Source organism: Pseudomonas serbica, from assembly GCF_028823535.1.
In the GTDB taxonomy this organism is placed as follows: Bacteria; Pseudomonadota; Gammaproteobacteria; order Pseudomonadales; family Pseudomonadaceae; genus Aquipseudomonas; species Aquipseudomonas serbica.
In genome coordinates, this window is record NZ_JAQIYM010000090.1 from 1,010,116 (window position 1) to 1,036,215 (window position 26,100).

A 26,100-nucleotide genomic window follows, 5' to 3' on the forward strand; every position below is an offset into this window, starting at 1 on the left:
GAAAAATGAAAATTGATACCGACCTTCTTGTCGATGGTTTGCACGCATTAAGCGGGGCCCGGTCGAAGGGCTCCCAACAGCTGGAAACGACGGCAAACCTAGTCTTGACGAAGACGCTCGAAGCGTTCAAAGACGTCCGTAGTCTCAGCCCTTTGGATTTTTCCCTGCTGGCCAACCTGCACGGGGAGCTGCGCTCACAGGTTCATCCCAAGAAGGCACTATTATTCGGGGTCAATGTCCTTGACGCCCGGCCTGACAGCAAAGATGACTTGCCGGCTGACCACTTTCAGAAACTCGGGGCTTTGTTCAGTGCGGTTGTGAGTGACGCGGTAAAACACAGGATCGTTACTGATGCGGCTGCGCATGCTTTTTCCGAGGTTTTCAAAACAAGTTTTTCTAAGATTTCCCTCGAACATCAGCGACCCTATCTTGTGGAATCTCGCCGAATTTCCTGGGCCGGTCGCAGTGCTCTTACCACTCCTAGGGGCGTTAAGCTGGTATTGAAAGGCTTCATGGGGAATGCGCGTCTGACGCGACACAGCTCTGACCTTTCACAGAATCAGGCCCTGCTAGCAGTTGTGGAAAATATCTTCAGCAAGGGGATCCGCAATCTTGACGCAGAAAAATGTATGAAAGGTGGTGAGTCTCAGGCTGAATTTGACCATTTTGTTTCGATACTCATTGGTTGGTCTAAGGCCGGTATAACTTTCAGGATGGCGCCACTGGATATCCTCTCTGTTAGTCAATTACTTGAATTGATGGCCACGGTGATTGAGAAGGAGCAGGGCACAAAACGCGCCGCGAAAGTTGAGGCGGCCTTGCACGGTTTAGTCACGATGGTCATCCCTAAAACAGGCAAGGTCACGGCCCAGACCAGTGACTATGTCGTGAAGCTTGAAGACCACCCACTTGCTGAGGATGGGAATGAACTGACATCGACCCAGAATTACCTCCTGGAATCGCTGAAGACATCCAAGGCTATGAAGTTGCCAGACGCCTGCGAAAAAGCCTTGGCGAGTTACCGGATGCATGTGCTGCTGCACGCCGCTGCCATTACTCCTGTGCTCAGGGACAGCAACCCGAAGTACGAGGGCCAGGCGTTCATCAAAGAGTTGATCAAGCTGTCAGAGCAGACCTTAGGCTCGGCCTCGGTACTCAATCGCTTGAGTGAAGAGGGGCGTTCCGTGGTCGCTATGGCGGTTGAAGATCCGACACTGCGCATGCAGTTGGCCAAGAAGTACCTGTCCGTGCGCCGAGACATGTTCGTCAAGGATCTGGGTCTCTGATGATCAGTCATGTTGAGGTGTGCGCGTGGATCGAACGCTACGAGCAGCGTGACGCGCTGGGTACGTTGTGCTCGGACATTGCCGAAGCCTTGAATTGGAGGTCGCCTGGGGTAGATCCCATCGTTTACGAAGAGCTTTGCGAACTGGTCTTGAGTATCGTGAACGAGGTTCCGGTTAACCGGTGGATGGCCGGCAGGTTCAGCGCGACTGTTGATGACTCCGTTCGGGTCGCCCTGGAAGTCCTCAAAGCATTTGACTCCAAAACGATGGAACCCTGCAGGGCCTTTTCCCAGTTGTTCGGAAGAACCGAACAGCTACTCAGGCTTGCCCACGAAAAGAAGTGGGGTACTCACTGGGTTATGGAGCTTCGTAACCAGCTGCAGCGGAACTTGCAGATTTTGGAAATTGAGGCGATCAAGCCGTTCCTGGCGCAGTCCATCGACTACGATCACATCTACACCAGTGGCGAATCTACGCTCTACACCAAGGATCTTTTTGCCGGCGTGGATCAATTCGAGTCCACCGATAAGGTCACCTACGGGCAAGGCCTCCACGGTGTCCTGGGGCATTGTTTCCAGGGCCCCCTCAAGGATGTTGATCAAAACCCCGAACGCTTGCGAGAGGGCTGCTTGAAGCTGGCGCAGGTCATGCTCCAGTTTGATCAGGCGCAAGTGAAGATCCCAACCTTGCAGCTGGACGTGCTGGTGGTGTTTCAGGCGCTTGAGCGCATGGGGGCGCAACTTGAGTCAGCCCCCAGCCAGGATCAGAAAGCCTTGTTGGCCGAAGGTATGCAGGCGTTGACCAATGTGACCCTGAATGCCCCCGGCTCGCCGCTGCGCAAAGCCTCCAATTTCCTTAGACCACACGGTAAACGGCAGTCTTGGGGTTACTGGATGCCCAGTTATCTGATGAACCCATTTTTGGCGCTGCTCGAGCAATCGCTTACGCGCTGGAATGACCTGGCCCAGGATCCAACCCATCAAGCGCTGGCGCAAAGCCTACGGCTGCGCTTGCTGCAAGAAGCTGCGGATGCCTGCCGGCCCACTGTGAAGTTCAACAGCTTTGGTCGTCCTCGCCGGGAGATTTTTGATCCCAAAGCGGGTTTTGATTTGAGTGCCCCTATCACCGGCATTCAGTCCTTCATTCACCGGTTAGGGCATCAGGAGCGAGCCTCCCTATGGGAGGAGGTGACGACTTCTCTCTTGAGCGCCCCTGGCAAGATGGCTTTGGCCAACGTGATGGACGATGTGCCTGGTTACAGGTTGTATGTGCTCGAAAAGTACAAAGAAATCCGGGTCAAAATGTTCACTGAGGATCTTGGTTTATGAAAACAGTTCTCACGACGGCGGAGGCCATGGACACGTTATGCCAGTCGCTCCAGGGCCGTCTGGTGGTCGATTGGTCTCAGGTCGAGGTTGAGCCGATGAACCTCGCGGAGAACGCTTCGGATGTGGGTGCGGTTAGAGCAGAGGTGAAGCTTCTCACCAGACAGATTACGCGAGAGAACCTGAGTGCGAAGCCTGAATTGATCGAGCCATTGTGCCGGGTGTTGGAAAATGTGTTTGCGGCGACAGCGTGTGGGCTCGATATTGATTTAGACCGCCGTTTGCTGGGACTAGGTGAAACATTCTTTGAAACCGGTTATCGGGATTCTTCCAAGCTCGGGTCTTTTGAAGCAGTCTGCAGGTTGTTTGGATACTTTGAGTCCAAGGCTCATTCGTTGGTCATGGCGTCGCCGGCCAATAATCTCGTGGGAAATTCGGTGGCGAGATTTATCCAACGGAACCTGATGGACATGGACTTAACCCATGCCTATGGCTTCTTTTCGCACGGCGCTGTGTATACGCATGAATTGGGGAAATTTCCTGAATTCGGTGTTCAGTTCTTGTTCGACAAAAACGGTATGAGTCGCCATAAAGACCTGGCCATGAATCAAGCGGTGGCCAGTCTTTACCTGGCGGCTTTTGACCAGGATCGTCGGTACATCGATAAAGAGAATTACTCGCCGGGCAGCCCATTCGTGAAGCGCCTTCTGAGTTTTTCCTCAATGATCTCCACAATTGCCGTTGAAGGTAGTCTTCCAAACTGGCAGCACCTGGACTTGGTATTGGCTGCGCAGACCCTTGCGGCCCTCAGCAGGGCCCATGTGGCTTCTGACTCTGAGGCAGATAGGGCAACCCTTGAATCGGGTGCTGAAGCGCTTGTTGCAATCAGTGTGAAGCCTGAGAGCGCCAAGTTGAGCCTAGCGCAGAGTCCTTTCAAGCGTTATAGCGAAGGGACGGCACTGTGCTCAGATGATCAGATGGCTGAGGTCATCAAGGCGCTTTCAGAAGCCTTTAAGCTGGCGCCCTTTATCGAATCTGCCCGGATTCAAGCCGCCGTGTCGAGATTCCAGCGGCAGATTGTCTGTGAGCTGGCGACCACTTCGATCAAAAGCGAGTACTTGAAGAGCCGGGAGGGCATGTTTTATTTGAATGAATTTGTTGGCCTGGCCAAAGTAGGCCTCTTGCACAAAGGTGACTTCAGCCAATTGAGCGAAAAGGCACGCTTGAGACTGGCCTTGAGCCTCAGTCATGATGAGGTGAAGCGCGTTTTGTTGGAAGGTTATCCATCCCTGCGCGGGCCTACCTTTTCAAGTGACCTGGGTTTGTGATGCCGACGGCCCCTAGAGGAACTCAGTGTGAGTAAAAATGTTGCGCCAATTGATGCCATAAATCTTTTGATCTCGGCCTTTCAGGACTACCGCAAGGCTCCTTGGCAGGCGATAGAAGTGGGGGCCTTGGATACTGGATTCTTCACCGACCTGCCTGTCGCAGAACGGGATGGCCTTCAGCAGCTTTCTCGGTTTTTTACTGTTGAGGACATTTCCAATAGGCCGGATTTGATCAAACCAGTGGTTGATGTCCTGGCACAACTCCTTGACCCTGAGGCCGGCGAGAAGGATCGTGACTTTGCTAAAGAATTTTTGAAGATTGGCTACAAGTTTCTCGGCGCCGTATCGCCCCTTGCCAAAGAGTTCGACTGTGTGGAGCCGATCAGTCGTGTTTTCGATCTGATCCAGCAGCGGGCGTTGTTTCACACGTTCGATACGCAGGGGTTCAACCCCTTGCCAAGCCTTCGACTGTGCCTGGCGCATAACCTGGCGGAAATGCCGGCGCCCATTGTCTCGAAATTTATGACTGACGGCGCCGGATACACCTATGGCTACCGGTACACAAAAACGCAACTGAAGCTCTTCCTGTTTGAGCACGCAGATACGTTCTGCCTTGTCACTGACTTGCACATGAATCAGGGCCTGTTGGCCGTGTATGCGCATGCCTTTGGTGCGGCATCGGGCCTGACGCTGAGTGACGAAGACTTTCTTCCTGAAAGTCAGTTTTCCAGGAAAATGTTGAGTTTTTGCGAGCGTGTAAGGTTTTTGATGGAAGAGGGCGTGTTCATCCCAGGCGCACAACACGTAGACCTGCTTCTCGTGGCGCAAACCCTGTCCGCTATCAGCAAGGTCTATGCTCAAACGGAAACGCCGGCGCACAAGGCTGTCTTGGAGCAAGGGGCGGCGAGCCTGATGGAGTTGACGGTGAATCGTCACAAGCCCATGAGCGAAGACATCAGTGCCTTCAACAAGTTTGGCGGTCTTCGAACCGGGGTCGACGTTTGTATTGAGAACTCGGAAATGACGTACCTTATCGAGCGTATGGTTCAGTCGTTTACAGGGCGAACTGAAACCGCCTCGTTGTTGATTGAGACGGCTGTTGGCGACTTGAAGCATCGCCTGGTGTGTGAAATGGCCGTTCAGATGAAAGGCAAGTACGCCAAGAGCCAAAATGGCCCGGAGATGTTCAATAAGCTGGTTAACCTCGCGCCCGAGCGCTTTCAGTCCAAGGCCGATTTCAGATCAATGAACAACGCCACCCTGGCGGCCTTTGCGGCGGCTGTGGATTTTGGCCCGATTAAAAACAATCTGCTGTCGCATCACCCGAAGCTGATCAAGGACACCTTCATGAAGGACTTGGGATTATGACCGCGACCACCATCGGGGTGCGTCAAGCTGTTGAACGCCTGGTTGGCTATCTCGACGATAGAGTACGTGATAGCTGGGATGGCGTTGTGATTCTCCCCCTGGCTGCCGGAGAGGTGATGGATGAATCCATTCATGAAGTTGATGGCGCCCGCCTGCGTGACGAAATGCTGCCTTACCGGCTCTACCCGAATCTGATTCCGCCGCTTTGTCAGGTGTTCAGCCTGGTACTTGGTGAAGCCGGCCATCGCACCTCCGAGGCCATGGCCAAGGGTTACCTGGCAGCGGGCATCAATTTCCTGTGGGCCTGCTCCCAGCAAACCGGGAGCCTCGGACATTTTGAAGCCCTCTGCGAAGTATTCGATCACGTTCAGTGGAGTATCACCGAATACAAACCCAAGCCAACCATGGTCGCCACGATGAACCCGATGGGGTTATTCCTGGGTAACAACCTGGAGGAGATGCCGCCCCACACGACAAGTCGCTTCTTCGCCCATGGGGCGGCTTACACCCACATGCATCGAGATTACCCAGATCTGACTAGACGGTTCCTCTTTCATGACGAGGAGGTATTTCGCAAGTCAAGCAGACTGAGGATGAACCAAGGGCTGGTAATGTTTTACATCGCGACAGTGGGGGATGGAACGATACGGGCGCAGCCTAAAGATCTTGTGCCCGGCGCTTTTATGGTGAGGAGGGTGCTCGACCTGTGCCAGGCTTGTATCCGTCACCAAGACGCCACAGAGTTCCCTGGTCTGGTGCATCTCGACATTCTGCTGCTGGCGCAGACGATTAATGTAGTGAGTCATGTGTTCAAAACCGCGCCGTCAGGCGAAGACCGGAAAACCCTGGAGGCAGGCGTCGAAGCCTTGCTCCGGATGACCTTGGTACCGCTTGAGAAAAAGCCAACGGCAGCCGATTCGATTTTCAGGAACTATGCCATGGATCGCGGGGGTTTCTGTAGCGACACTGAATGCGCTCTGTTTATGGGGCGTTTACTGGCCTGTTTTAGAAACACCCCAAAAACTAACTCTGCAATCCTCACGGCAAGCGCACTGCGGGTACAGCGGGTTGTAATCAACGACCTGGTGCAAAGCGGCACCCGGTTGACGTACTTCCGCGATCATGGCGGGCGCTGGTTGACTCCGCTGGTGAAGGTGGCCAAAGCCGGTTATCGCTGTGAAGATGATTTCGAGGAGATGGGGAATGCAGCGCGGTTATTCTTTGTTCGAAACTTAGCGGACGGCCCGGCCCGCACCGTCCTGCTTAAAAACGACCTGAAAGCGCGTGTGGCTGGTTTTAACCAGGATTTAGGACTATGACGGCTTACAGAGTGCAAGACCTGCTTCAAGGCATTTTCAGAGGCTTTGAGAGCGATCCGGATAATCGCTGGCGAGATGTCGAGATTCTGCCGACAAATTCCGCTGATGCTGAGAGCAATCTGCAGGCTAGCATGGAGTCATATCCCAGGTTCCACGCTGCTATTGACGTGAACGCCTTGAGAAGTTCGCCTCATGCCATGCGGCCATTGGCGCTGGCGTTGACGCACCTGGCGAGAATTCCATTGTTGCTGGAATCACCACGCGGTAAGCCAGCATTGGCACTGGCCTCCATGGTTTGCCGCGTAATCGATGCGTATGAGCACTCCGTGCATGACTGTATCGAAGAGGTTGGCGAACTGATGGAGATCGTTCGCGCCCACTATCTGCCAATCAAGTTGGGTTATCAGCTGGATGTGATGACCACCTTTTACAACAACAATCTTGGGCATTTGCCGGATGGTCTGCGTCTCCCTTTTCTTAAGGCCGGCGACCAGTACGTGAAGCAGCTTTCGAAAACCCGCCTGGACGAGCGGGCGGTGGGCGTCCATCGGCCATTGCTGACGATCCTCGATGTTTCGAGTTTTAGCGACTGGCATGGCCAACTTTTCACCCACCCGGCTCTGACGGCCATGTTTAGCTGTACGTTCGGTACAATGTTCCAGTACAACAATCCCGTTTGGGTTCGACCGGAAGGGGACGTAGAAGCCCGGTTGCTATGGTTCGTTGATCTTCTTGAGCAGGTTCAGCCCCACAATTTGAAGTTGGCGAGCTTCAGCGTGGATTTTGTTCTGGTGTGTCAGTTACTGGATGGCATGCGTATCGCGGCGGCCAGCGCTATAGAGCACACGCCACGCTTGACCATGGCCGCCCAGGCCTTGACGGCCATGGTGCTTCCGGAACCGAACAACCAGCACAAAGTTGCGACCAATTTGCTCAAACCGTGTTTCGGCTCCAAGGGCTGGTTGTCTGATAAGGAGCGGGCCGGATTAATACAAGCCCTGTGTGAGACGATGGAAGCCTGGTCTGATCCCTCGGATATTTCGCCGGCGCTGAGTGCTGTGCGGCGCCACTTTCTCTTTTCCTTTTTTCAGGAAGCGGGCGCCACCCAGAAGGTGAATAATCGTTCGGACTTCAATGAATTGGTGAAGGTTTCGGCTCCCGAATTGCTCGACCCGTCGTTTCAGGACGCAGTAGGCAAGAAGGGAAGGTCGGTGCTGGCTGATTTTGCGATTCACACTTCGAATGACGAGTTGAAGAAAATGCTGGCCAGAACATCGGATCTGCAGGTGCGCGGCAGAATCTTCACTGATGATCTGAACCTTTGAGACCAGATCTGTTGTTGAACCTGGGACATGGCATCGGGCATGCTGATGGGATGCGAAACTTAAATTCGGTGTCCCTTGGTTAAAAAAACCTTTCTACAAAGAGTTATCGACACCGTCAACAAATCCGGTTTTCTGACGATAGAGGTCAGGGATGTTGAGTTCGGGCGCAAGGTTCATACCATCGAGGCCGAGTTTCAGGAAAAGGCTAAGCCTGCATCCAATTGGCCGAGAAAGCCTGGTGATCCAGTACTATTGATTGACGAGATCACGTCCGTTTCGATGGACGATCTTTTTTGGCAGGCTCGCGTGAAAGACGTTTCGCCAAAGCTCGACTTTGATGAGATTGCTAAAGGCCGCCCGGTATCGGTAATGGGTGCGTTGTCGAAAAAAGATGGAGTTGATCCGATTTCTATTTCTTCGCCAGAGGGGGGCAAGCCTAAAAGCCTGGTGTTCCTTGATGATGTCATCGCAACCCCGGTTGATGCTCAGGCATTGCAGGACGTCGTCGACTACCTCAAGGCGGACAAATTTGAACTCTTTGAAGACGATCAACCTGGCCTGTACCCGGTTCCCCGAACCTACCGACTGATTGAATCAACGGCGGAACGGGTGAGCTCGACCGATGTTCCATCGAGTGATGCGTCGATCCAGAGACTGCTGGAAAAACCCGTTCCGGATGACGACCCAAGGCCTTAACACCAGCGAATCTGCCCAGCAGGCGGATTTTTTGCGCGTAAATTGACGAATTTCCTGGGTTCCATTGCGCCGGATGGACTGCGTTCGGCAGAATAAACAAAAGGCCCCCAGTAGATCGTTCTCATGCCTCCAGCTAACCACTTCCTAGCCACTTTGGCTCAGCCACCGGCAACGGAGGGAGTGTCTCGTGCCATTCTGGCTCTGGTCGACGGGCTCCCGGTGGAGCCAGATAAGCATGCGGATCGACATGGGGTTACCCGGCTATACAACTGGTTGAGTCCCAGTACGATCCAGGAGGTGGTGGAGCGGACGCTAACGGTGCGGTTTCTCGAGGATGTTGCCGAGCAACTGCTCACTGAACGACCTCTAACCAGCCTGTACGTCATGACGTGCATCAGTGAGTATCGAGCAACGCAGGACATCGAAAGTTACACTCACCGAGTGCTCGGCTTGTTCCTGGATCGCCCTGTCACTGGAGCTGAAATAGATTCAATTCAGCGCTACGTAAAGTGCGCTTTGAATCGCTATATGTTTCGGCCACTCGCTGATGACTCAACAGATTTGTGTTACCTGCTGGCCATCACCGGTGAAAGTATTGAGGCACTGAGCGCCGCTGGTAAGGACATCTTACTATCGCTGCGGGAGCAGCAGACTGGACTGCTTGGCATCTTTGAGCTGGTTTGTGGCAACGACATGATTGGGCACCTCAGACCTATGGCAGAGGCGCCTCAGCGCATGCTTGAGAGTGGGGAGATCTCGGCGGAACATGCCATGCGGCGGGTGACCCTGGGCAACCAATTCTTTCAGGGACTTCAAGAGTCCTGCCAGAATGTGTTGGGCAATAGTCGATCCGTGTTGCTCAATGCGGTTAGGTTGATGGATGACCAGCCAAACGCATCAACCCGAATTACTAGCTTAGGATCGAGGTATGACTCGCCGGCCTATCGCATCGATCTGGCGTTGAGGGGGCTGTCGAACAAATCCTTGCCTATGTTTATTGATTTGGAGCCGTTTCTCACACAAGGGCAGGAATTGCCGGACTTCGAAAACCTCGCTGATAAGGTGTCGTTGCTGATGGCCAAATTGCGGACGGTTGAAGACAACCCCAACGGGCGTCAGTCCGCCTGCTCCAATCTGCTCATGGCGGTCGCCAACGCGACTGTGTTGCGGGATCTGCCTCAAGCCAAGGTCGATGTCTGTCTGCAAGAGATCGCCCCGTACGCCTCGCTACAGGCGGCCCATGAGCTTGCCTCTCCGAATGCCCGGCGTGTGCTGACCGACTTTATCATTCGTCATCACCTTGATGAGGCGAGATTCCTGAGCCTGGAAGACCGTAAAGAACAATTCATTCAGGACTTGGGGATTTAACGTGTCTGACGATCAGATCAACGAGGTGGTTCTGTCCGAAGCCTTGAACGCCAAATTGGTGGACTTCATCGAGAGCCGGATTATGGATCCTGACCCGATTCTTGAAGCGCAATTCGAGTCGGCTCCTGAGGTGGTCAACTTCATGGGCGAATTGGCTGGTGCGCTCGATCAGGGTGATGACGCCTGCTATGCCTTGGTCAACCTTGCTGCGGACGCTGAGCATCTTGGGTTCGCATGTCGGTCAACGACGCATGCAGATTTCAATCTTCTTCGAGGTGTCTCAGAAGTGTTGGTGCAGTCGCACCCGAAAACTGGACTCCTCTTATTGGCCCTGTCGCCGCCGCATAAGTATTCTGACCGTAACGAAGGCAGACTGAAGGGGGCGGCGAAGGATTTGGTTGAATTGGTTGAACAGGTCGATCTGCCTGGTTTGACCGAACTAAATGCGCTGTTGAGCTTCTCAGAAGGGCTTGATCTAGCTTTACCAGCAGCTAAAACGAGCCGCGAGCAGATTCCGCTGCTTTGCATGGCCGAGGCAATTCTGACCCGACTGGAAGAGGAAGGGCAGACGCTACCCATAGAGCGCGCTCAATTGCGCTATGTGGGTCAGAATTATTTCAACTTTGGTATTAAGGCGTTGCCGGACTATCTCAGTTTCTACAACAGAGCCAGTCAAACAGACTATGGTCAAGAACCCGAAGATTACCAATGCCTGGCCCGCGAACGGTTAAACCCACTGTTCAAATTCATACTCGACAGTAGTCGTGCACGGAATCAGATCGGGGACACGCTTGATGATGTCCTTTCCAGGCTGTTGAAGCTGTTAAATCCAACTGAGGGAAACCCTGATCCAAAACCTACGCCTTGGATCACGGAGGGGACGAACGCCTTGTTGAGCAGGCAGCCGGAAAACGTGCTCAAGCTAGCGTTAAACACGTTTCAGGTGCCTGTGAATACATTCATCAATTCAGTGAAGCGCAGCCCGAACAACACGAACCTCAACTGGTACTTTGACAACAAAAAGCTTGCGGAGACGGGTCGGATCGAGAAATTGAACGCGTATCTCGGTACAACAGCCCATGACCCCGCCGAGCGACGTACCGCATTTACCAACCTTTTGATCGTCACTCTCAAGCTGGCGCAGGAAGACCTCGTCAAAATACATGATCAGGAGATCGCCAAAGGGGGGTTGGATGACCTGTTTCAGCTACTGGCACCCCACGCGGATCTCGCGTCCATTTCGCCGGCGTTGAATGAAGCTGAGAACGACCTGTGGGCCGGATACATCCTGCGTCACCATCGCCACCTGCACAACCTGGTGCCGTTGAAGTCCATCGGCAACAACTTTAGCCATGATCTTGGGGTCTAGGAGAGGATTAAAGAGTGAGCACGTCAATTTCGCCACCGCTGGCACTGAGCGTAGTTACGGTTTTCATCCGCTTAATTGGTGGCACCTTGACGCCAGAGATGTTTGATAGCTTTGTCGAGAGCATGCGACAAAATCCGGTTTACATGGAAATAATTGAGGCCGATCTGCAGAAGATTTTCATTGACGCCGACCTCGAGGAAGACGCCACGATGGCTGATTACGAAGAAAGGAATCGTGAGTACATCGACGAAATTGGCCTGGAGACCATCAAAACCCTGGAGTATCAGCAGTTCTCTCTGGAAGTACTTCGCTGGTTTGAGGTCAACACCAGGCAGTTTGAGGTAAATTTTGTGGCCGGTATCAAACGACTGCCGCCAACATTGGTTTTGGGACATATGACGAAGAACGAGCAGTTGCTGGCTCTGACTGAGTTTCCTCTGAAGACAATGCCGAATCTACCAACGTGTAGGCTCATCTCGATGTTTCTGCAATCCCGGCCTGAAGGCTATTTCAAGGACGCTGACCTGGATTACCACCGGGTGGTGCGCCTGAAACATGTCCTGGGAGACCGTCTGCTGGCGGAAAGCAAAAAGAACCTGCCCATGGCCGGTCACATTTTCGCCCAGGAGCTTGGGGTCTGACGGCTGTGACCATCAAAATTGAGCCCAAAACATCAGCGCTACCCATTTTAGAGAAGACACGAAAATGAGCACGCAAGCCGTTGAAAATAAGAAAGATGCACTTTACATCTACAAGCTCTTTGAGGATTTGTTGCATGGCGATCTGACCAGGGCTCAATTCGATAGTTTCGTTGAGGACATGCGTGAGCAGCCTGACCAACTGGACGTTCTGGACATGGAAGTAAATAGCTTCCTGGTCGAAGTCTACAAAAATAGGAACATGGACAATTACGACATAGCGCAGGATAACGAGGATATGTTTTCTGCTAGGGGTCAGGCCAATTCGAGCACGCCAGAGTACCAGGCCATGGCAGTCGATATTTTTCGCTGGCTGGACGCCAATACCAGAAATTTCGAGACCAATTTTGTCAGCGCGTTGTGGGAACACTCCTACAGCTCGGTGCACCTGAAATTTAGTAAGACATCGAAGGTCAGCACGCTGCTTGCCGACAGTACGATGAAGTACCCCAATACGGAGACGTCACAGCTGGCCCGGATGTTCCTCAAAAGCCGGCCAGAAGGGTACTTTGCCGACATCGGTCTGAACCACAAGAATCTAGCCCGCCTGGGGGAAATCATTGGCGACCGACTATTACAGGAAAATGCCCACAACCTGATCGTTCGGGGTAAGATCTTTTCCAACGATTTATCCCTTTAAATTAACGCCATCATCCATTACGCCTGGGCAGGTTCATGACGAAGTCCTACGAAATTCAATGGAGCGGTGAGGTCATCAGCCGGGATCCAGCCAATTACCCGTATCTGTTGCAGCTGCTGGGTAGCGAGTTCCTGAGCCGGGTGAACAAAACCTCGCAAAGCGCGTTACATGCCTTGGAGGGGATCGCTTCGCTCGCCGGCCAGCCGGAGTCCGTGTTGCGTGGGGCGCTTGAGAGCGCGTTGGAGCAGAATGAACTTGGCAGCGGCTCAACGCCTCATACTCACGACTACAGCCTTATCTGCGTCCTGGCAGAGGCCTTGAAGGCGGAGTATCAAGACTTTCCCTTCATCCTGAAGGTCAAAGGGTTCTACCGTTCGCTGACGGACACCAACCGCGAGGGGTTGATGCACCTAGATACTGAGTTCAAGACGCTGACTCAGCCAGAGCCTGAAGTCGTCTCATCTCTGCTCAAATTGCTTGAGGGTGAGGGGCAATTCTTGCAGTTGCTTTCTCACGGCTTCTCCATGCTGACGCATGCACAACACGTAATCGATCTGGCATCCCATAATGGGGATACGCGCTACGAGCATTTCCGGGATCAAATGGATTCGCTGACTGTTTCAGCCATAGACAATGACTCCAATGGCAAATGTCTCATCAAGTTGCAGAACGTGGCCAACGCGTATTTGGCCCGCTTTCATGTACTTGAACAGAGTGAGGAAGAGGTTGCGCAAGATAGTCAGGTAGCCCACAACACGAGTTTCCATTTGCTGGCCCGCCAGGCACGGCAGCGCAACGTGTTTGCGCAGTCGTTGACGGAAACCTTGACTCTGATGTGCAACAGCTTGAAGAAAGCGGTCACACTGTCTGCCGGCCAGCTGTCCACCCAGGATCTTCAGATATTCGATCCGGTTAAATTGGCGGCCCTGGTGTTGGACACGTTACAGATGGACAGCCATCAGCTCCTCAGTTCATTTAAGCTGGCGCCGCTTGGGGCTTCCCAACATTTTACTGCTTACCCCTTGGAAGAAACCGCCTTGGTGCGGGAGCTCAATGAATTGCTTAACACCATCGAGCATGATCAAGTGGCCCGCCACGCAGGCTTTACCCAGCTGATGGTAGCCTTGGCCACCGTGCGCGTCGTGTACCCAGGGATCCTGAAATCGTCGCCCGAGCATTTTGATGACTTGCTCGATCAGCTGTTGCCGTATGCGGACATCAAGACAGCGATGGGGCAGGTGAGTGAGCAGGTCACGCCGGTGCTGGAGGACTTCATCATGCGGCGTCACCAGGAGCTCCAGGCCCTGGTGTCATTGAAGGGCAAGGGCAGGGCCTTCTCGGCAGACCTTGGCCTTTAATTTGGCTAAATTGCCGGAAAAAGCGCAGGCCTTGCAGCCTGCGTTGAATTCCAGACCTACTTGCTGACCCGGTCGAACCGGGCCACCAGCTCATGCAAGCCGATGGAGGACTTCTCCAACTCGTCACCGCATATCGCGGCGGTTTTTGCATCTTCAGATGATTGCTCGACTGTAAGTGCTACGTTATTGATTTGTTGTGAGATATCCTCCGCCACCTGGGCCTGCTGATCCGATGCCGAGGCCATCTGCTGACTCATCTGCGTGATCTGCTCGACCGCCGCAGAAATACCTTGCAAGGCCAGCTGGGCGGCAATGACCTGCTGGACGCCCTGATCCGCTTCGCTGATCCCCACCTTGGCAATGCTGACGGCCTCATCGGCACCGCGTTTGAGCACCTCAATCACCTCCTGGATCTGCTGAGTAGATTGCTGGGTCTTTTTCGCCAGTGCTCGCACTTCGTCGGCGACCACCGCAAAGCCGCGACCCTGTTCGCCGGCGCGGGCGGCTTCGATTGCTGCGTTCAAAGCCAAAAGGTTAGTTTGGTCAGCGATGGATTCAATTACCCCGGCAGCAACCATAATCTGCTGGGTTTCCTTGGCCAGGGTGTCCACCGCTTCACTGATGTTCGTTACGGTTGTCGCCAGAACCTTGATGGCGTTGAGCGTCTGGTTGGCCACGGCTTGGCCTTGATCGGTCAACGTGTTGGCGGTGCCGGCCTGCTCAGCGGTAAGTTTGATGTTTTGCGCGACTTCCATGATCGATGCTGCCATTTCAGTCATGGCAGTGGCCGTCAGGTCAGTCTCCGCTCGCTGCCTGGTGAGAGACATTTCAGTTTTCGCGGCCAAGCCTGAGGATTCCCTGGCGGCGGTGGTGACCTGCTTAGCCAAGTCAGTGACGCGAGTCAGGACAGTGCGTAAATGCGCTTCTTCGCTGATCAGGAGCATTTCCAGCACCCCGGCAGCGCCATATTGAGTGCCGTAGACCAGGCTGCTGATTGGGTCGCAGAACGCGTCTGGAGCGGAGTTTTTCATACGCGCCAAGTGAGATTCCAGGCGACTGGCCGACCACGCGCCCAGTCCGACGATCAGGGTCACTACAGCTGCTTGGGCCGGCCACTGTGAAAGCCACGTCATGCTTGCCAAGGCCGCTGATGCGGCCACGAGCGGGGCAGCCATGCGTGCGCCAATGGCGTAGAGATGATCCTTTGGGGCTACCGGGCGCTTGCCCTGGAGGATTCGTGCATACAGCGCGTCAGCGCGGTCTATCTGCTCTCGTGTCGGCTTTACCCGAACGGACTCATAGCCGATGACCTTACCGTTTTCCTTGATCGCTGTGACGTAGGCACTCACCCAGTAGAAGTCACCGTTCTTGCAGCGGTTTTTTACTACCCCCATCCAGCTCTTGCCGGCCTTGAGGTATGACCACATGACGCCGAATACGGCGGGTGGCATATCGGGATGGCGCACGATGTTGTGGGGGCTGCCCAGCAGTTCATCTTGTGAGTAGCCGCTGATGGCAGTGAAGGCATCGTTGCAGTAGGTGATATTGCCGTGTGTATCGGTGGTCGAGATCAAGCGCTGTTCAGGGGAAAAGGTACGCTCAACAGCAGAGGTAGTACGGAGGGGTAGCACTTTCAAATCTCCTAAAGCCACACAGTCTATCTGGGCATAGTCTAACTTGAAGGTGATTAAGCCGGTAAATTAATTGCAGAAAAACAAAAACGCAGGCTTTTGCCTGCGTCTTGGGAAGGTTGCCTTATCGAATAATTGTCGATAATTGCCAGTGCTTATACCAGCGGGTCGAGAAAGGCTGCCAATTGGGTTCTGGTCAACGCACCGATTTTTGTGCCTTGCACCAGGCCATCACGGAACAGCAGAAGGGCAGGAATGCCGCGCACCTGGAACCGCTGGGTCAGTTCAGGGCATTTCTCGATATCGACTTTGACGATTTTCAGGCGATCCTTGTACGTGGTGGCAAACTCGTCAAGCACGGGCGCCAGCATCTTGCACGGGCCGCACCATTCCGCCCAGAAATCCACCAGCACCGGCGTTTTCGAGGTGAGGACGTCGGCGTCAAAGGTGTCGGTGGTGGTGGCGGTGATCAGTTCGTTCATGGAAATTCGTTACTCAGTGTCGGGGAGAATGGCGTTCAAGCGAACCAAGAGGCCTTGGCGTTCATCAAGGCCGACAGATTTGCCGTAGACGATCTCATCGACCGCCTGCTTCATTTGTGTCATGAAGGCTTTCTGTACGAGGGTAGTGTGGTCATTCGTCGATTTCTCGATGAATTTGCGCACCATGATCAGGGTGTTGTTGTGCAGATTGGCGTCACCTGTACGCCCGAAGCCCACGGCATCGTTGATGACCTTTTCCGTCTCGCGCAGCATATCCAGGCTGATTTCCAGCCACTCGGAATCATCATCCACAGGGGATTCGCCGGCGACGAACAAGGCCAACTGCTCGATGAGTTCGTAACTGTCGGAGTTGAATTTTTCCTTGAGCAATTGACCCACACGTTTGTAGGCCCGACCGACGTCGTCATCTTTGTGGAATTGCTTGAGCAATACCGCCGCTTGCTGGCGCAGAGTCTCGTCGGGGGCCGGGATCATGTCGCCATAAGCGCGCATGCGCATGATCTCGGAGGCCATCAAGTGAATGATCCTCAGCGGGGGAATATCGCTTTCCTGGCAGTCTACCAGTTGCTCAAGGAGCCGTTGAGTAAGCTCGGTCATCGTTATGCTCGTTCAGTTAGGTGACATTTTTGTTTTAGGCCTTGGCAGAAACTCCGCCAATGGCGTTTCGGGCGGATTTGCCGTCCGGCCCGTAGAGTGCTGAGCCGGACAGCTTCTGCAGCAGTGCCGACATTTGTTTGGTAGGCTGCCACCGCATTTGCAGCAGGGTGCCGTTCACTTCGTTCTGTACTTTGGCCTTCATCGCCAAGTCGACAATTTCATCCCACAACGGCAGGCAGTTGCTCTCTTCAGCAAGGCGCTGTGCACCTTCACGTCCGGTGGGGTACTGGAGCTTGATCAGGCCCAGGTTCGTTTCTTTGCTCAACTGTTCAGCTTTGAGGGCCAAGGCATTCTTGCGTTCCGCCATTTCGATCATGGCATCACCCAGCAGGATCACAGTGCTGTAAAGGGCCTGTTCTTCCTTCAGTAGTGCAACAAATTCTTTGAGATTGCTCTTCCGTGCTTCAAGGTGTTGGATAAAGCTCATGTTCTAGCTCCAGTTGATGCGTACGGACTCAGGCCAGCTCACGCAGGCTCTGGATCATTTTATCGGCGATACGCGACGGATCGAAGGTCAGAGTGCCGTTGGCGAGAGCGGCCCGGATCTGGTTGACCTTCACCATATCAACGTCAGCTGCCGAAGACGACTGATCGAATTGTAGGTCGGTGATTACTGATGGTTGCGCGGCTGGGCGCTCGTTGTCAATTTTCTTGGCTTTATAGCCGGACTCGGCCACCACGGCGACGGATACAGGCGAGCGTTCAATTTTCACGTGTCGTTCTCAGTTTTGGATTGTTTCATGTCTATCGGCATGTCGTCCCTGAAACTTGATCGTCGAAGCCGATGAAACGGTTAAATATCGGTGTTGGGCATTAAAGTGGAAGGCCGACGGTGTTTTTGTCCACAACGACGGCCTTGACGATGCCGCCTCCGAGCAGACGGACACGAATTTCCGCGTCTTTAGCCCCGGCATCGAGTGCGGTGCCGTCATGACGTACCGCAAACCCAGCACCTGCGGCGACTACGGTCACACGGGCGTTTCGAGCAACCAACACCTGGGGTTTCACGCTGCTGGCCTGCACAAACCCACCGGCCTTGATGTGGCGGGTGGCTTGTTGACCAATCGCTGCAGCCGGATCAATCAGAACAGTTGCCGGCAGGGAAGCGCGGTCGCCCTTGGCCAGACGCAACATGGAGGCGGTAATCACTTGGCCCTGCGCGATGTCCGTGGTGCTCGCCACGTATTGGGTGATGATGCCCACCGTGACCTGGATGTAGCGGGGCGCCTGGCCGTCGCATTGGACGCTGACACTGATCCGGCCACCACGTTCCGGCACAGGGTAGGGCAATGAGGCACTTGGTGCGTCGCAATCATTGAGTCCGCTGGCCCGCTCAATGCTGACTTTGACCTCTTCATCGGGCCGATTGATGGCCTGCAGGATGGTACTGCGTACCGTGTCGTCCAAATCACTGGCTTGAACGTGACCGGCGCCGGTCAGCAGTGAATAGGCAAAAATGGCTTTCCAGGGGAGTTTTATGTTCATCGGTAAATTGTATTCAGGCCATATATAGAAGGTGTGAACAGGATTTCGAAGATATCTGAAAGATTAGCAGTAAATTGCCAGCACGTCATCTGTAATTACGGATATGTGCTAAATAAAACCCTCAATACCCCCGAAAATGCTCGGCTGTTTTGACAATTGATATGCAATGTTGCACTCTATCCTGCGTTTTGATTTTCAATGTTCAGAGGCTTTTTGCGGATGGTTGATAAGCTCGATAACGCCCTCAGGTTCAACCAAGAGGCGTTGAACCTGCGCAACGAACGGCAAAAGGTGCTGGCGAACAACATCGCCAACGCCGATACCCCGAACTTCAAGGCCCGCGATTTTGATTTCGCGAGCGAACTGCGCACCGCCGTTGGACAAGGACGCGCCCGCCAGGGCCTGGAGCTGACCGCTACCTCACCTAACCACCTGCACGGTCATTCGACCGCTAGCAGTGTGCGTGACCTTAAATACCGCGTACCAGATCAGCCTAGCCTGGATGGCAACACCGTCGATATGGACAGGGAGCGGGCAGCCTTCGCTGATAACAGCGTTCGTTATCAGGCCGGCTTGACCTTTATCAAAAGCAACATCAGTGGCCTTAAGGCCGCCATGCAGCCGGAGTAAGCCTTCGCATGACGAACAGCGTACAGATGTTTAACATTTTCGACACATCAGGGTCGGCATTGAGTGCGCAATCCAAGCGCATGAACGTCGCGGCCAGCAACATGGCCAACGCTGACAGCGTTTCGGGCCCGGACGGCCAGCCGTACCGCGCCAAGCAAGTGATTTTTGAAGCCGCTGATCAGGGTCATGGCATCGGCGGTGTTCGCGTGACCGGTGTTATCGACGATCCGGCGCCCATGAAAATGGAATACCGGCCCAGCGATCCGAACGCCAACGCTGACGGTTACGTCACCATGCCAAACGTGGATCCGGTGCACGAGATGGTCAACATGATTTCCGCCTCGCGCTCCTACCAGGCGAACGTGGAAGTGATGAACACAGCCAAACAGATGATGGCCGACACACTCAAGATTGCTGAGGCCTGATCTCGATGAGCACGATGGACGTCACGACCCTTAACAATGTGAACCAGACCGCTGCTGCGACTTCTGGGGGCAAGAACACCGCCGCCGATCTGCAGAACAATTTCATGACGCTGCTGGTCACGCAGTTGAAGAACCAGGATCCGCTCAAGCCGATGGAAAACGCCGAACTGACGTCTCAATTGGCGCAGATCAACACGGTGCAGGGCATCCAGGATCTGAACAAGACCATGGCCAACATCACCACCCAGATCAACACGAGCCAGCAACTACAAGCCACCGCCTTGATTGGTCACGGCGTGCTGGTGCCGGGTGATCGTGTGCTGGTGGGTACCGACGCGACAACCAAGATCACCCAGACCACACCATTTGGGATCGATTTGCCGAAAGATGCCGACAACGTGACGGTATCGATTGTTGATGCCTCCGGTGTTGAAGCGCGCTCGTTCAAGTTGGGCGCAATGAAGGCGGGCACCGAGTCCTTTACCTGGGATGGCAAACTCACCGATGGCACGGTCGCTCCGGATGGCGCCTACAAGGTGAAGATTACCGCGAGCACGGGCGGTGCCGCTCAGGACGTTACCGCATTGACCTACGGACTCGTCAGCGGCGTTTCCAAGACTGCCGACGGCGGTGCATTGCTCGACCTCGGCGGCACGCTGGGCCGTGTCAGCCTGACCGACGTGCGCCAGGTGTTGTAACCACATCATTTTTTTAATGCAGACGAATAAACCGTTCGTTCGCGCAATTTATTGAGGGTAAAAAACATGAGCATGAACTCCGGGTTGTCCGGCCTGAACGCCGCCAGCAAGAATCTTGACGTGATCGGCAACAACATCGCCAACTCCCAAACCGTGGGCTTCAAGTCCTCCAAAGTCCAGTTCGCCGACGTCTACGCGAACAAGGTCGGCATGGGCGTGGGTGTGGCTGGCGTTATCCAGAACTTCAACAACGGCAACCTGGAAGCCACCGGGCGTAACCTTGACCTGGCCATCGGCGGTGACGGTTTCTTCCAGTTCAGCCAGAATGGCGAAACGGTGTATTCTCGCAACGGCCAGGTCAAAATGACCCCGGAAGGCTTTCTCGAAAACGCCCAGGGCGCCCGTCTGATCGGCCCGAACGGCCCGATCCAGATTTCCAACGCCGGTATGCTGTCGAACGCGACTACCAAAGTGGCCTCGGCGGTCAACGTCGACTCCCGCGAGCCGATCATCACAGCCGCGTTCAACATGGCTGACCCGGACACGTACAGCTACGCCAACACCGCGAACACCTACGACTCGTTGGGCAACCAGCACACCGTCACCCTGTACTACACCAAAACTGGTGTAAACCAGTGGTCAGTGCGAGCGGGTATGGACGGTGCTATGAGCGCAAGCGCTCCGCAGCCGTTGAACTTCACCACAAACGGCAGCCTGAACGCCTATGCGCCGACGAACTTCCAGTTCCCGATGACCAACGGTGCGAACAACATCGACTTCACCATGGACTTCAAGGGTTCGACTCAGTTCGGTAGCGATAACTACCAGAACACCCTGGTGCAGGACGGCTACACCAATGGTCAGATGATCGGGGTCACTTTCGATAAAGACGGCTCCATCATGGCCAACTACTCCAACGAGCAGAAGGTCAAGGTCGGCACCATTCAGTTGGCCAACTTCCTTAACCCTGAAGGCCTCAAGCCGCTGGGTGATAACGTCTGGGCCGCCACCACGGGATCGGGTCAAGCTGTCACGGGTACCGCTGGCGTTGGCCGCCTGGGCACTGTTGAAAGCGGTGTGCTGGAAGCGTCGAACTCCGACACCAGCCATGACCTGGTTGACCTGATCGTTGCGCAGCGTAACTACCAAGCCAACGCCCAGACGATCAAATCGCAGGATGAAATCCTGCAACAAGCTATCAACCTTCGCTAAGCATAGGGCGCCCTGACAATGGATCGCATGATTTACACCGCCATGAACGGGGCCAAGCAGAGCTTCGATCAGCAAGCGGTCGTCAGTAACAATTTGGCGAACGTGACGACGCCGGGCTTTCGGGCGCAGTTGTCGGCGATGCAGTCGGTACCGGTGGAAGGGGACGGGTTCCATACCCGCACCCTGCCGCTGGCTGCGACTCCTGGCGCTGATATGACGGCGGGGCCTGTTTCCGCGACGGGCCGGGCATTGGATTTTGCCTACAAAGGCAATGCCTGGATTGCTGTTCAGGCCAAAGATGGCAGCGAAGCGTACACCCGTCGTGGTGATGTGCAGGTCGACAGAAACGGCATGCTCAACATCGGCGGTCTGGCCGTGATTGGCGAGGCTGGCCCGATCCTGGTGCCGCTGGACAGCCAGGTGAGTGTCGGTTCGACCGGTACCATTAGCGTGATCGAAGCGGGGCAGAAGGCGGATTCGATTTCCGAAGTGGCCAGGGTAAAACTGGTCACGGCGGATCGCGGTCAGCTCGAGCGCAGTGACGATGGCCTGTTCCGGGCACCAGCTGATGCCGATGGCCAGATGCTGCCTTTGCCTCTCGATGAGAATGCACGTCTGACGTCCGGCGCCCTTGAGGGCAGCAACGTCAATGCCACCTCGGCGATGGTCGACATGATCAACACCCAGCGGCGTTACGACATGAACATGAAGGCGATCAGTTCGGCGGAAGAGAACGAAAAAGCCGCCAACAGTTTGCTGGCAATGAATTGATGTTTGCCGGCCCAGTTGGGCCGGCTTTCCAACTTACATAAGGATTTTCCATGCTTCCTTCACTGTCTACCGCTGCCTCGGGCATGAATGCCCAACAAACCAAGTTGGACGTCATCGCGAACAACATGGCGAACGCCAGCACCAACGGCTTCAAGGCCTCGCGCCCTGAGTTCGAAGACATGCTTTACCAGACCATCCGCCAGCCTGGCGCGGTCAGCTCCTCTGACACCAACTTGCCAACCGGCATGCAGGTCGGTACCGGCGTGCGCCCGGTGGCTACCGTCCGCCTGCACACCCAGGGCAACCTGCAAGGCACCAGCAACTCGAATGACCTGGCCATCAACGGCAATGGGTTCTTCCAGGTGCAAATGCCAGACGGCAACACTGCATTCACCCGTGACGGCAGTTTCCAGAAAGATTCGACTGGCCAGCTGGTCACCGCGAGCGGCTACAAGATCGAACCAGCCATCGTCATTCCTGACAACGCGTTGTCGGTTTCCGTATCCAAAGAGGGCATTGTTTCGGTCACCACGCCGGGCAACTCCGCCAGTACCCAGGTTGGTCAGTTGCAGGTCGCCACCTTCGTTAACCCGGCTGGCTTGCAGTCCATCGGCGAAAACCTGTACCTCGAAACTGACTCATCCGGCACCCGCAACGAAAACCAGCCAGGCTCGAACGGCGCCGGCACCATCTACCAGGGCTACGTCGAAAGTTCTAACGTGAACGTCGTCGAAGAAATGGTCAGCATGATTCAGACCCAGCGTGCCTACGAAATGAACAGCAAAGTCATCAAAGCTTCTGACGAAATGCTGAGCCGCCTGTCTTCGCTTTAAGCCTGGAGTGCTGACGTGACATTTTACATTAAACGTTCACGCCCAGCGGTCATCCTAACGCTCACCGCCCTGATGGGCGGTTGTGCATGGATCCCGCAAAAGCCATTGGTCGACACGACCCCAATGACTGAACTGCCTCAGCGACAGGCGCCTTTGGCGAATGGGTCGATCTACCAGAACAGTGGCTTTCAGCCCTTGTTCGAAGACCGTCGCCCGCGCAACACCGGGGACATCTTGACGATTGTGCTGGATGAGCAAGTCAGCGCCAGCAAGTCATCGGCGTCGAACGCGACCCGTAAAGGTGACATGTCGTTTACCCCAGGCTTGGTGCCGAACAAGATCAAGAAGCTCGCAGATTTTGGCGTTGAGGTTGAAAGCGCCAATGATTTCGCGGGTGGCGGGGGTTCAAACGCCAAAAACTCCTTCACAGGTACCATCACCGTGACCGTCATGGACGTCATGGCCAACGGTAATTTGAAGGTCAGGGGCGAAAAACAGATCGGGATTAACCAGGGCAAGGAATTTATTCGATTCTCTGGCTATGTAAATCCACGTACCATTACCGCCCAGAACACCGTCCCTTCAACTCAGGTGGCAGAAGCCAGGATCGAGTATGTGGGTGACGGGTACATCAATGAGGCTCAGACAATGGGTTGGGGTCACCGCCTAATGATGAACCTCTGGCCTTTTTAAAGCGGATGAATTGACAGATGCAGTCTAATCACAGGTTCACCCCCAAAGGCCTGACCCTGGCGCTAGCACTTGGGCTTTGCTCATGGCTATTTGTCGGTCAGGCTCAGGCCGAGCGCATCAAGGAAGTCGCGGATTTCGCCGGCGTCCGTGAAAACGCGCTGGTCGGTTACGGGCTAGTCGTCGGTTTGGACGGTACCGGTGACCAGACAACGCAGACGCCATTTACCGGGCAAAGCTTGAGTAACATGCTGTCGAGCCTGGGCATCACGGTGCCACAGGGCACCAACATGCAGTTGCGTAACGTCGCTGCAGTGATGATCACCGCCAAGATGGCGCCGTTCAGCCGCCCTGGGCAGTCTCTGGACATCGTTGTGTCGTCGATTGGCAACGCCAAGACGCTACGCGGCGGCACCTTGTTGATGACTCCGCTCAAAGGTGCTGACGGGCAGATCTACGCTATGGCTCAGGGCAACCTGATGACAGGTGGTGCTGGGGCTGGCGCAAACGGCAGTAGTGTGACCATCAACCAGCAGGCCGGTGGGCGTATTGCCCATGGCGCCATGATCGAGCGTGAGATTCCGCTGGTGCTGGGCGATAACACGGGCAAATTGCAACTGTTGCTGCGCGAGCCGGATTTCAACACTGCTCAAAAGGTGGTGTTCGCTATTAACTCCGAGTTCAACCGCACCGTGGCATCAGCGGCGGACGGCGGGATGATCGAACTTGAAGGGCCGCAGGCGGCTAACGCTCGCGTCAATTTCATGGCCCGCATCAACGACATCAACGTATCGCCGAGCAAGGCTCTGCCGAAAGTCGTGATCAACTCGCGCACCGGCGTGGTGGTGCTCAACGAAGGCGTTAAGCTGTACCCGGCAGCGGTGGCCCAGGGCAACCTGGCGATCACAATCGATACCGATCCGCTGGTCAGCCAGCCGGGCGCGTTTTCGGGCGGCCAGACAGCAACGGCGAAGAAGAGCAAGGTGTCGGTCGAGCAGCAGGGCGGTGGCTTACGCACCCTGGAGAGTTCTGCAGACCTCAAGGAAGTGGTGAAAGCCCTGAACGCATTGGGAGCCTCGCCGGCTGACCTGATGTCGATCCTTGAGGCGCTGAAAGCGGCTGGCTCGCTTCGCGCTGAAATCGAGATCATTTGATGAGCATGTCCACGGATAACAGCCTGGCGTTTGATGTCAACGGCCTGCAACGGCTGAAGACGACGGCGGGCCAGGATCAGAGCAAGGGTCTCAAGCAGGCTACCCAGCAGTTTGAGGCCTACCTGCTGACGCAGATGTTCAAGAGCATGCGTGAGTCGGGTATCAAGTCTGACCTGGTTGAGTCCAAAACCACGGACATGTACACCGAAATGCTCGATGCCCAGTACGCGCAGAAAATGGCGACCACGGGCAAGGGCATGGGCTTTGCCGAGCAGATCCAGCGCGATATGCGGGCCAAGGGAATGATCCCGACCGATCCGAGGGAGGCGCAAGAAAACCTCATCGCCGGCATTCCCAAGGCCATGCCTCGTGCCCTGGGTGGTCTCAACAATCAGCGGGTGCTGAACGTCACTCCGCCCGATGCCGGCGAACGCCACTTGGTCACCAAGGTAGTCAACGACGAGGCCACACGTGAAGGCGGTAACCCGTTCGCGCAACGCTTCAGTAATTCCGAACGAGCTCCGCACGTGACGGCCTTCGTCAACCGGATGACCCGGCCTGCACAGGTCGCCAGCGAGGTGAGCGGGGTGCATCCTTCGCTCATCATGGCCCAGGCCGCTCTGGAGACTGGATGGGGCAGGGAGAAGCTTCCAACGCGCACCGGCGCCGACAGCCACAACATCTTCGGGATCAAGGCTGGTAATTACTGGCAAGGGCCGACGACCGACGTCACCACTACCGAGTACATCGACGGCCAGGCGCAGAAGAGGGTCGAGCGGTTCAGGGTCTATGGCAGTGACGAAGAGTCGTTCTGTGACTATGCCAGGCTGATGAATCAGAACCCGCGTTACAAAGGGGTGATCAATGCGCGCACCGGTGAAGCGGCAGCCATCGCCATTCAACAGGCCGGTTATGCGACTGACCCGCAATACGCCAACAAGCTGATTTCGGTGATGAATAATATTGGTCAATTGGTGCCAGCGACTAAAGTTGCGGCGCAGGAGGTGCCCTTTGGCTCCAGCCTCTGGTAAGCGTGTGATTGGCTGGCTCAAGCACCACAAACTCTGGCAATGGGAATACCTTGCGTTACCTGTGGTTCCGTTACTGCTGATGTTGATCAATAGATTCTTTGAAGTCACCAATGTAGCCTTAACCAACAACGTGTTGAGCCACTTTTCACTCGGTTTTGCCGTCGGTTATGTGGGGCTGGTAGGGTACAAGCTGATCCCGGAAATCTTCCAGTTCCTCAGGAAAAGGCGCAGTAAACAAGCCTAGCTCTATCAATGAAGGTCTTTGTCCCAGGGTAGCCAGCTATCCTGGGATTTTTCATT

The 26,100-nt window shown here is 55.0% G+C and carries 28 protein-coding genes; 22 read left to right on the top strand and 6 right to left on the bottom strand.

Annotated elements, in window-relative coordinates; all coding sequences use genetic code 11:
• Nucleotides 1-5: 5 nt before the first annotated feature.
• From NQL71_RS36370 to NQL71_RS36425, 12 genes are all read left to right on the top strand, one after another.
• Nucleotides 6-1,286 carry a hypothetical protein gene (locus tag NQL71_RS36370; RefSeq protein ID WP_274644460.1) on the top strand — a complete coding sequence of 427 codons (1,281 nt, stop codon included), beginning with the start codon at nucleotides 6-8 and terminating at the stop codon, nucleotides 1,284-1,286.
• Complete coding sequence (locus NQL71_RS36375; RefSeq protein ID WP_274644461.1) at nucleotides 1,286-2,614, top strand: hypothetical protein; 1,329 nt, start codon at nucleotides 1,286-1,288, stop codon at nucleotides 2,612-2,614. The genes NQL71_RS36370 and NQL71_RS36375 overlap by 1 nt, the downstream gene beginning before the upstream one ends.
• Entirely contained in the window at nucleotides 2,611-3,939 is a 1,329-nt protein-coding gene (locus NQL71_RS36380; RefSeq protein WP_274644462.1) for a hypothetical protein, read from the top strand. Before NQL71_RS36375 ends, NQL71_RS36380 begins: the two co-directional genes overlap by 4 nt.
• A 27-nt stretch (nucleotides 3,940-3,966) precedes the next feature.
• Nucleotides 3,967-5,307, top strand: coding sequence for a hypothetical protein (locus NQL71_RS36385; RefSeq protein ID WP_274644463.1), 1,341 nt, complete (start codon nucleotides 3,967-3,969; stop codon nucleotides 5,305-5,307).
• On the top strand, nucleotides 5,304-6,626 hold the full coding sequence (locus NQL71_RS36390; protein ID WP_274644464.1) for a hypothetical protein: 1,323 nt from the start codon (nucleotides 5,304-5,306) through the stop codon (nucleotides 6,624-6,626). The genes NQL71_RS36385 and NQL71_RS36390 overlap by 4 nt, the downstream gene beginning before the upstream one ends.
• Complete coding sequence (locus NQL71_RS36395; protein WP_274644465.1) at nucleotides 6,623-7,951, top strand: hypothetical protein; 1,329 nt, start codon at nucleotides 6,623-6,625, stop codon at nucleotides 7,949-7,951. Before NQL71_RS36390 ends, NQL71_RS36395 begins: the two co-directional genes overlap by 4 nt.
• A gap of 75 nt (nucleotides 7,952-8,026) precedes the next feature.
• Complete coding sequence (locus NQL71_RS36400) at nucleotides 8,027-8,647, top strand: hypothetical protein (RefSeq protein ID WP_274644466.1); 621 nt, start codon at nucleotides 8,027-8,029, stop codon at nucleotides 8,645-8,647.
• Nucleotides 8,648-8,827: 180 nt separating this feature from the next.
• Nucleotides 8,828-10,015 carry a hypothetical protein gene (locus NQL71_RS36405; RefSeq protein WP_274644467.1) on the top strand — a complete coding sequence of 396 codons (1,188 nt, stop codon included), beginning with the start codon at nucleotides 8,828-8,830 and terminating at the stop codon, nucleotides 10,013-10,015.
• Between the two features lies 1 nt (nucleotide 10,016).
• Nucleotides 10,017-11,384: a hypothetical protein gene (locus NQL71_RS36410; protein WP_274644468.1), complete on the top strand. Its 1,368-nt coding sequence runs from the start codon at nucleotides 10,017-10,019 to the stop codon at nucleotides 11,382-11,384.
• Between the two features lie 14 nt (nucleotides 11,385-11,398).
• A complete protein-coding gene (locus tag NQL71_RS36415; RefSeq protein ID WP_274644469.1) occupies nucleotides 11,399-12,025 on the top strand; it encodes a hypothetical protein in 627 nt (208 codons plus the stop codon).
• Between the two features lie 64 nt (nucleotides 12,026-12,089).
• A complete protein-coding gene (locus NQL71_RS36420; RefSeq protein WP_274644470.1) occupies nucleotides 12,090-12,722 on the top strand; it encodes a hypothetical protein in 633 nt (210 codons plus the stop codon).
• Nucleotides 12,723-12,757: 35 nt separating this feature from the next.
• Nucleotides 12,758-14,080 carry a hypothetical protein gene (locus tag NQL71_RS36425; RefSeq protein ID WP_274644471.1) on the top strand — a complete coding sequence of 441 codons (1,323 nt, stop codon included), beginning with the start codon at nucleotides 12,758-12,760 and terminating at the stop codon, nucleotides 14,078-14,080.
• Nucleotides 14,081-14,136: 56 nt separating this feature from the next.
• Here the strand turns inward: NQL71_RS36425 and NQL71_RS36430 are convergent, their stop codons facing one another.
• The 6 genes from NQL71_RS36430 to flgA form a co-directional block, all read right to left on the bottom strand.
• Entirely contained in the window at nucleotides 14,137-15,711 is a 1,575-nt protein-coding gene (locus tag NQL71_RS36430) for a methyl-accepting chemotaxis protein (protein ID WP_274644472.1), read from the bottom strand.
• Between the two features lie 155 nt (nucleotides 15,712-15,866).
• The gene (gene trxA / locus NQL71_RS36435; protein ID WP_274644473.1) at nucleotides 15,867-16,193 is read right to left on the bottom strand and encodes a thioredoxin; all 327 of its coding nucleotides are present in this window, start codon (nucleotides 16,191-16,193) and stop codon (nucleotides 15,867-15,869) included.
• Nucleotides 16,194-16,202: 9 nt separating this feature from the next.
• Nucleotides 16,203-16,811, bottom strand: coding sequence for a hypothetical protein (locus tag NQL71_RS36440; protein WP_274644474.1), 609 nt, complete (start codon nucleotides 16,809-16,811; stop codon nucleotides 16,203-16,205).
• Between the two features lie 34 nt (nucleotides 16,812-16,845).
• Entirely contained in the window at nucleotides 16,846-17,298 is a 453-nt protein-coding gene (locus NQL71_RS36445; protein WP_274644475.1) for a flagella synthesis protein FlgN, read from the bottom strand.
• A 28-nt stretch (nucleotides 17,299-17,326) separates the two neighbouring features.
• Nucleotides 17,327-17,584 (bottom strand): flagellar biosynthesis anti-sigma factor FlgM, encoded by a 258-nt coding sequence (flgM, locus tag NQL71_RS36450; protein ID WP_274644476.1) that lies wholly within the window; start codon nucleotides 17,582-17,584, stop codon nucleotides 17,327-17,329.
• A gap of 100 nt (nucleotides 17,585-17,684) precedes the next feature.
• Nucleotides 17,685-18,356 (bottom strand): flagellar basal body P-ring formation chaperone FlgA, encoded by a 672-nt coding sequence (gene flgA / locus NQL71_RS36455; protein ID WP_274644477.1) that lies wholly within the window; start codon nucleotides 18,354-18,356, stop codon nucleotides 17,685-17,687.
• 219 nt (nucleotides 18,357-18,575) lie between these two features.
• On the opposite strand from flgA, the gene flgB reads away from it, so the two are divergent.
• From flgB to NQL71_RS36505, 10 genes are all read left to right on the top strand, one after another.
• A complete protein-coding gene (gene flgB, locus NQL71_RS36460; protein ID WP_274644478.1) occupies nucleotides 18,576-18,986 on the top strand; it encodes a flagellar basal body rod protein FlgB in 411 nt (136 codons plus the stop codon).
• Nucleotides 18,987-18,994: 8 nt separating this feature from the next.
• Complete coding sequence (gene flgC / locus NQL71_RS36465) at nucleotides 18,995-19,411, top strand: flagellar basal body rod protein FlgC (protein WP_274644479.1); 417 nt, start codon at nucleotides 18,995-18,997, stop codon at nucleotides 19,409-19,411.
• A gap of 5 nt (nucleotides 19,412-19,416) precedes the next feature.
• Nucleotides 19,417-20,109 carry a flagellar hook assembly protein FlgD gene (flgD, locus tag NQL71_RS36470; protein WP_274644480.1) on the top strand — a complete coding sequence of 231 codons (693 nt, stop codon included), beginning with the start codon at nucleotides 19,417-19,419 and terminating at the stop codon, nucleotides 20,107-20,109.
• Between the two features lie 66 nt (nucleotides 20,110-20,175).
• Nucleotides 20,176-21,321 (top strand): flagellar hook protein FlgE, encoded by a 1,146-nt coding sequence (gene flgE / locus NQL71_RS36475; protein WP_274644481.1) that lies wholly within the window; start codon nucleotides 20,176-20,178, stop codon nucleotides 21,319-21,321.
• 18 nt (nucleotides 21,322-21,339) lie between these two features.
• On the top strand, nucleotides 21,340-22,092 hold the full coding sequence (locus NQL71_RS36480; protein WP_274644482.1) for a flagellar basal body rod protein FlgF: 753 nt from the start codon (nucleotides 21,340-21,342) through the stop codon (nucleotides 22,090-22,092).
• 50 nt (nucleotides 22,093-22,142) lie between these two features.
• Nucleotides 22,143-22,925 (top strand): flagellar basal-body rod protein FlgG, encoded by a 783-nt coding sequence (gene flgG, locus NQL71_RS36485; protein ID WP_274644483.1) that lies wholly within the window; start codon nucleotides 22,143-22,145, stop codon nucleotides 22,923-22,925.
• 195 nt (nucleotides 22,926-23,120) lie between these two features.
• Nucleotides 23,121-23,618 (top strand): flagellar basal body L-ring protein FlgH, encoded by a 498-nt coding sequence (locus NQL71_RS36490; protein ID WP_425520702.1) that lies wholly within the window; start codon nucleotides 23,121-23,123, stop codon nucleotides 23,616-23,618.
• A 17-nt stretch (nucleotides 23,619-23,635) separates the two neighbouring features.
• Nucleotides 23,636-24,769: a flagellar basal body P-ring protein FlgI gene (locus NQL71_RS36495; RefSeq protein ID WP_274644484.1), complete on the top strand. Its 1,134-nt coding sequence runs from the start codon at nucleotides 23,636-23,638 to the stop codon at nucleotides 24,767-24,769.
• Nucleotides 24,769-25,800, top strand: a complete 1,032-nt coding sequence (gene flgJ, locus NQL71_RS36500; RefSeq protein WP_274644485.1) for a flagellar assembly peptidoglycan hydrolase FlgJ — start codon at nucleotides 24,769-24,771, stop codon at nucleotides 25,798-25,800. Before NQL71_RS36495 ends, flgJ begins: the two co-directional genes overlap by 1 nt.
• Nucleotides 25,781-26,044: a hypothetical protein gene (locus NQL71_RS36505; protein ID WP_274644486.1), complete on the top strand. Its 264-nt coding sequence runs from the start codon at nucleotides 25,781-25,783 to the stop codon at nucleotides 26,042-26,044. Before flgJ ends, NQL71_RS36505 begins: the two co-directional genes overlap by 20 nt.
• The last annotated feature ends 56 nt before the right edge of the window (nucleotides 26,045-26,100 follow it).

Bases quoted from the DNA above. Each gene is read 5' to 3' on its own strand.
- NQL71_RS36375 (WP_274644461.1), top strand. From the start codon at position 1,286: ATGATCAGTCATGTTGAGGTGTGCGCGTGGATCGAACGCTACGAGCAG.
- NQL71_RS36440 (WP_274644474.1), bottom strand. From the start codon at position 16,811: ATGACCGAGCTTACTCAACGGCTCCTTGAGCAACTGGTAGACTGCCAG.
- NQL71_RS36425 (WP_274644471.1), top strand. From the start codon at position 12,758: ATGACGAAGTCCTACGAAATTCAATGGAGCGGTGAGGTCATCAGCCGG.
- flgJ (WP_274644485.1), top strand. From the start codon at position 24,769: ATGAGCATGTCCACGGATAACAGCCTGGCGTTTGATGTCAACGGCCTG.
- trxA (WP_274644473.1), bottom strand. From the start codon at position 16,193: ATGAACGAACTGATCACCGCCACCACCACCGACACCTTTGACGCCGAC.
- NQL71_RS36390 (WP_274644464.1), top strand. From the start codon at position 5,304: ATGACCGCGACCACCATCGGGGTGCGTCAAGCTGTTGAACGCCTGGTT.
- flgG (WP_274644483.1), top strand. From the start codon at position 22,143: ATGCTTCCTTCACTGTCTACCGCTGCCTCGGGCATGAATGCCCAACAA.
- flgA (WP_274644477.1), bottom strand. From the start codon at position 18,356: ATGAACATAAAACTCCCCTGGAAAGCCATTTTTGCCTATTCACTGCTG.
- NQL71_RS36495 (WP_274644484.1), top strand. From the start codon at position 23,636: ATGCAGTCTAATCACAGGTTCACCCCCAAAGGCCTGACCCTGGCGCTA.
- NQL71_RS36395 (WP_274644465.1), top strand. From the start codon at position 6,623: ATGACGGCTTACAGAGTGCAAGACCTGCTTCAAGGCATTTTCAGAGGC.
- flgD (WP_274644480.1), top strand. From the start codon at position 19,417: ATGAGCACGATGGACGTCACGACCCTTAACAATGTGAACCAGACCGCT.
- NQL71_RS36370 (WP_274644460.1), top strand. From the start codon at position 6: ATGAAAATTGATACCGACCTTCTTGTCGATGGTTTGCACGCATTAAGC.
- flgE (WP_274644481.1), top strand. From the start codon at position 20,176: ATGAGCATGAACTCCGGGTTGTCCGGCCTGAACGCCGCCAGCAAGAAT.
- NQL71_RS36380 (WP_274644462.1), top strand. From the start codon at position 2,611: ATGAAAACAGTTCTCACGACGGCGGAGGCCATGGACACGTTATGCCAG.
- flgC (WP_274644479.1), top strand. From the start codon at position 18,995: ATGACGAACAGCGTACAGATGTTTAACATTTTCGACACATCAGGGTCG.
- flgB (WP_274644478.1), top strand. From the start codon at position 18,576: ATGGTTGATAAGCTCGATAACGCCCTCAGGTTCAACCAAGAGGCGTTG.
- NQL71_RS36420 (WP_274644470.1), top strand. From the start codon at position 12,090: ATGAGCACGCAAGCCGTTGAAAATAAGAAAGATGCACTTTACATCTAC.
- NQL71_RS36445 (WP_274644475.1), bottom strand. From the start codon at position 17,298: ATGAGCTTTATCCAACACCTTGAAGCACGGAAGAGCAATCTCAAAGAA.
- NQL71_RS36480 (WP_274644482.1), top strand. From the start codon at position 21,340: ATGGATCGCATGATTTACACCGCCATGAACGGGGCCAAGCAGAGCTTC.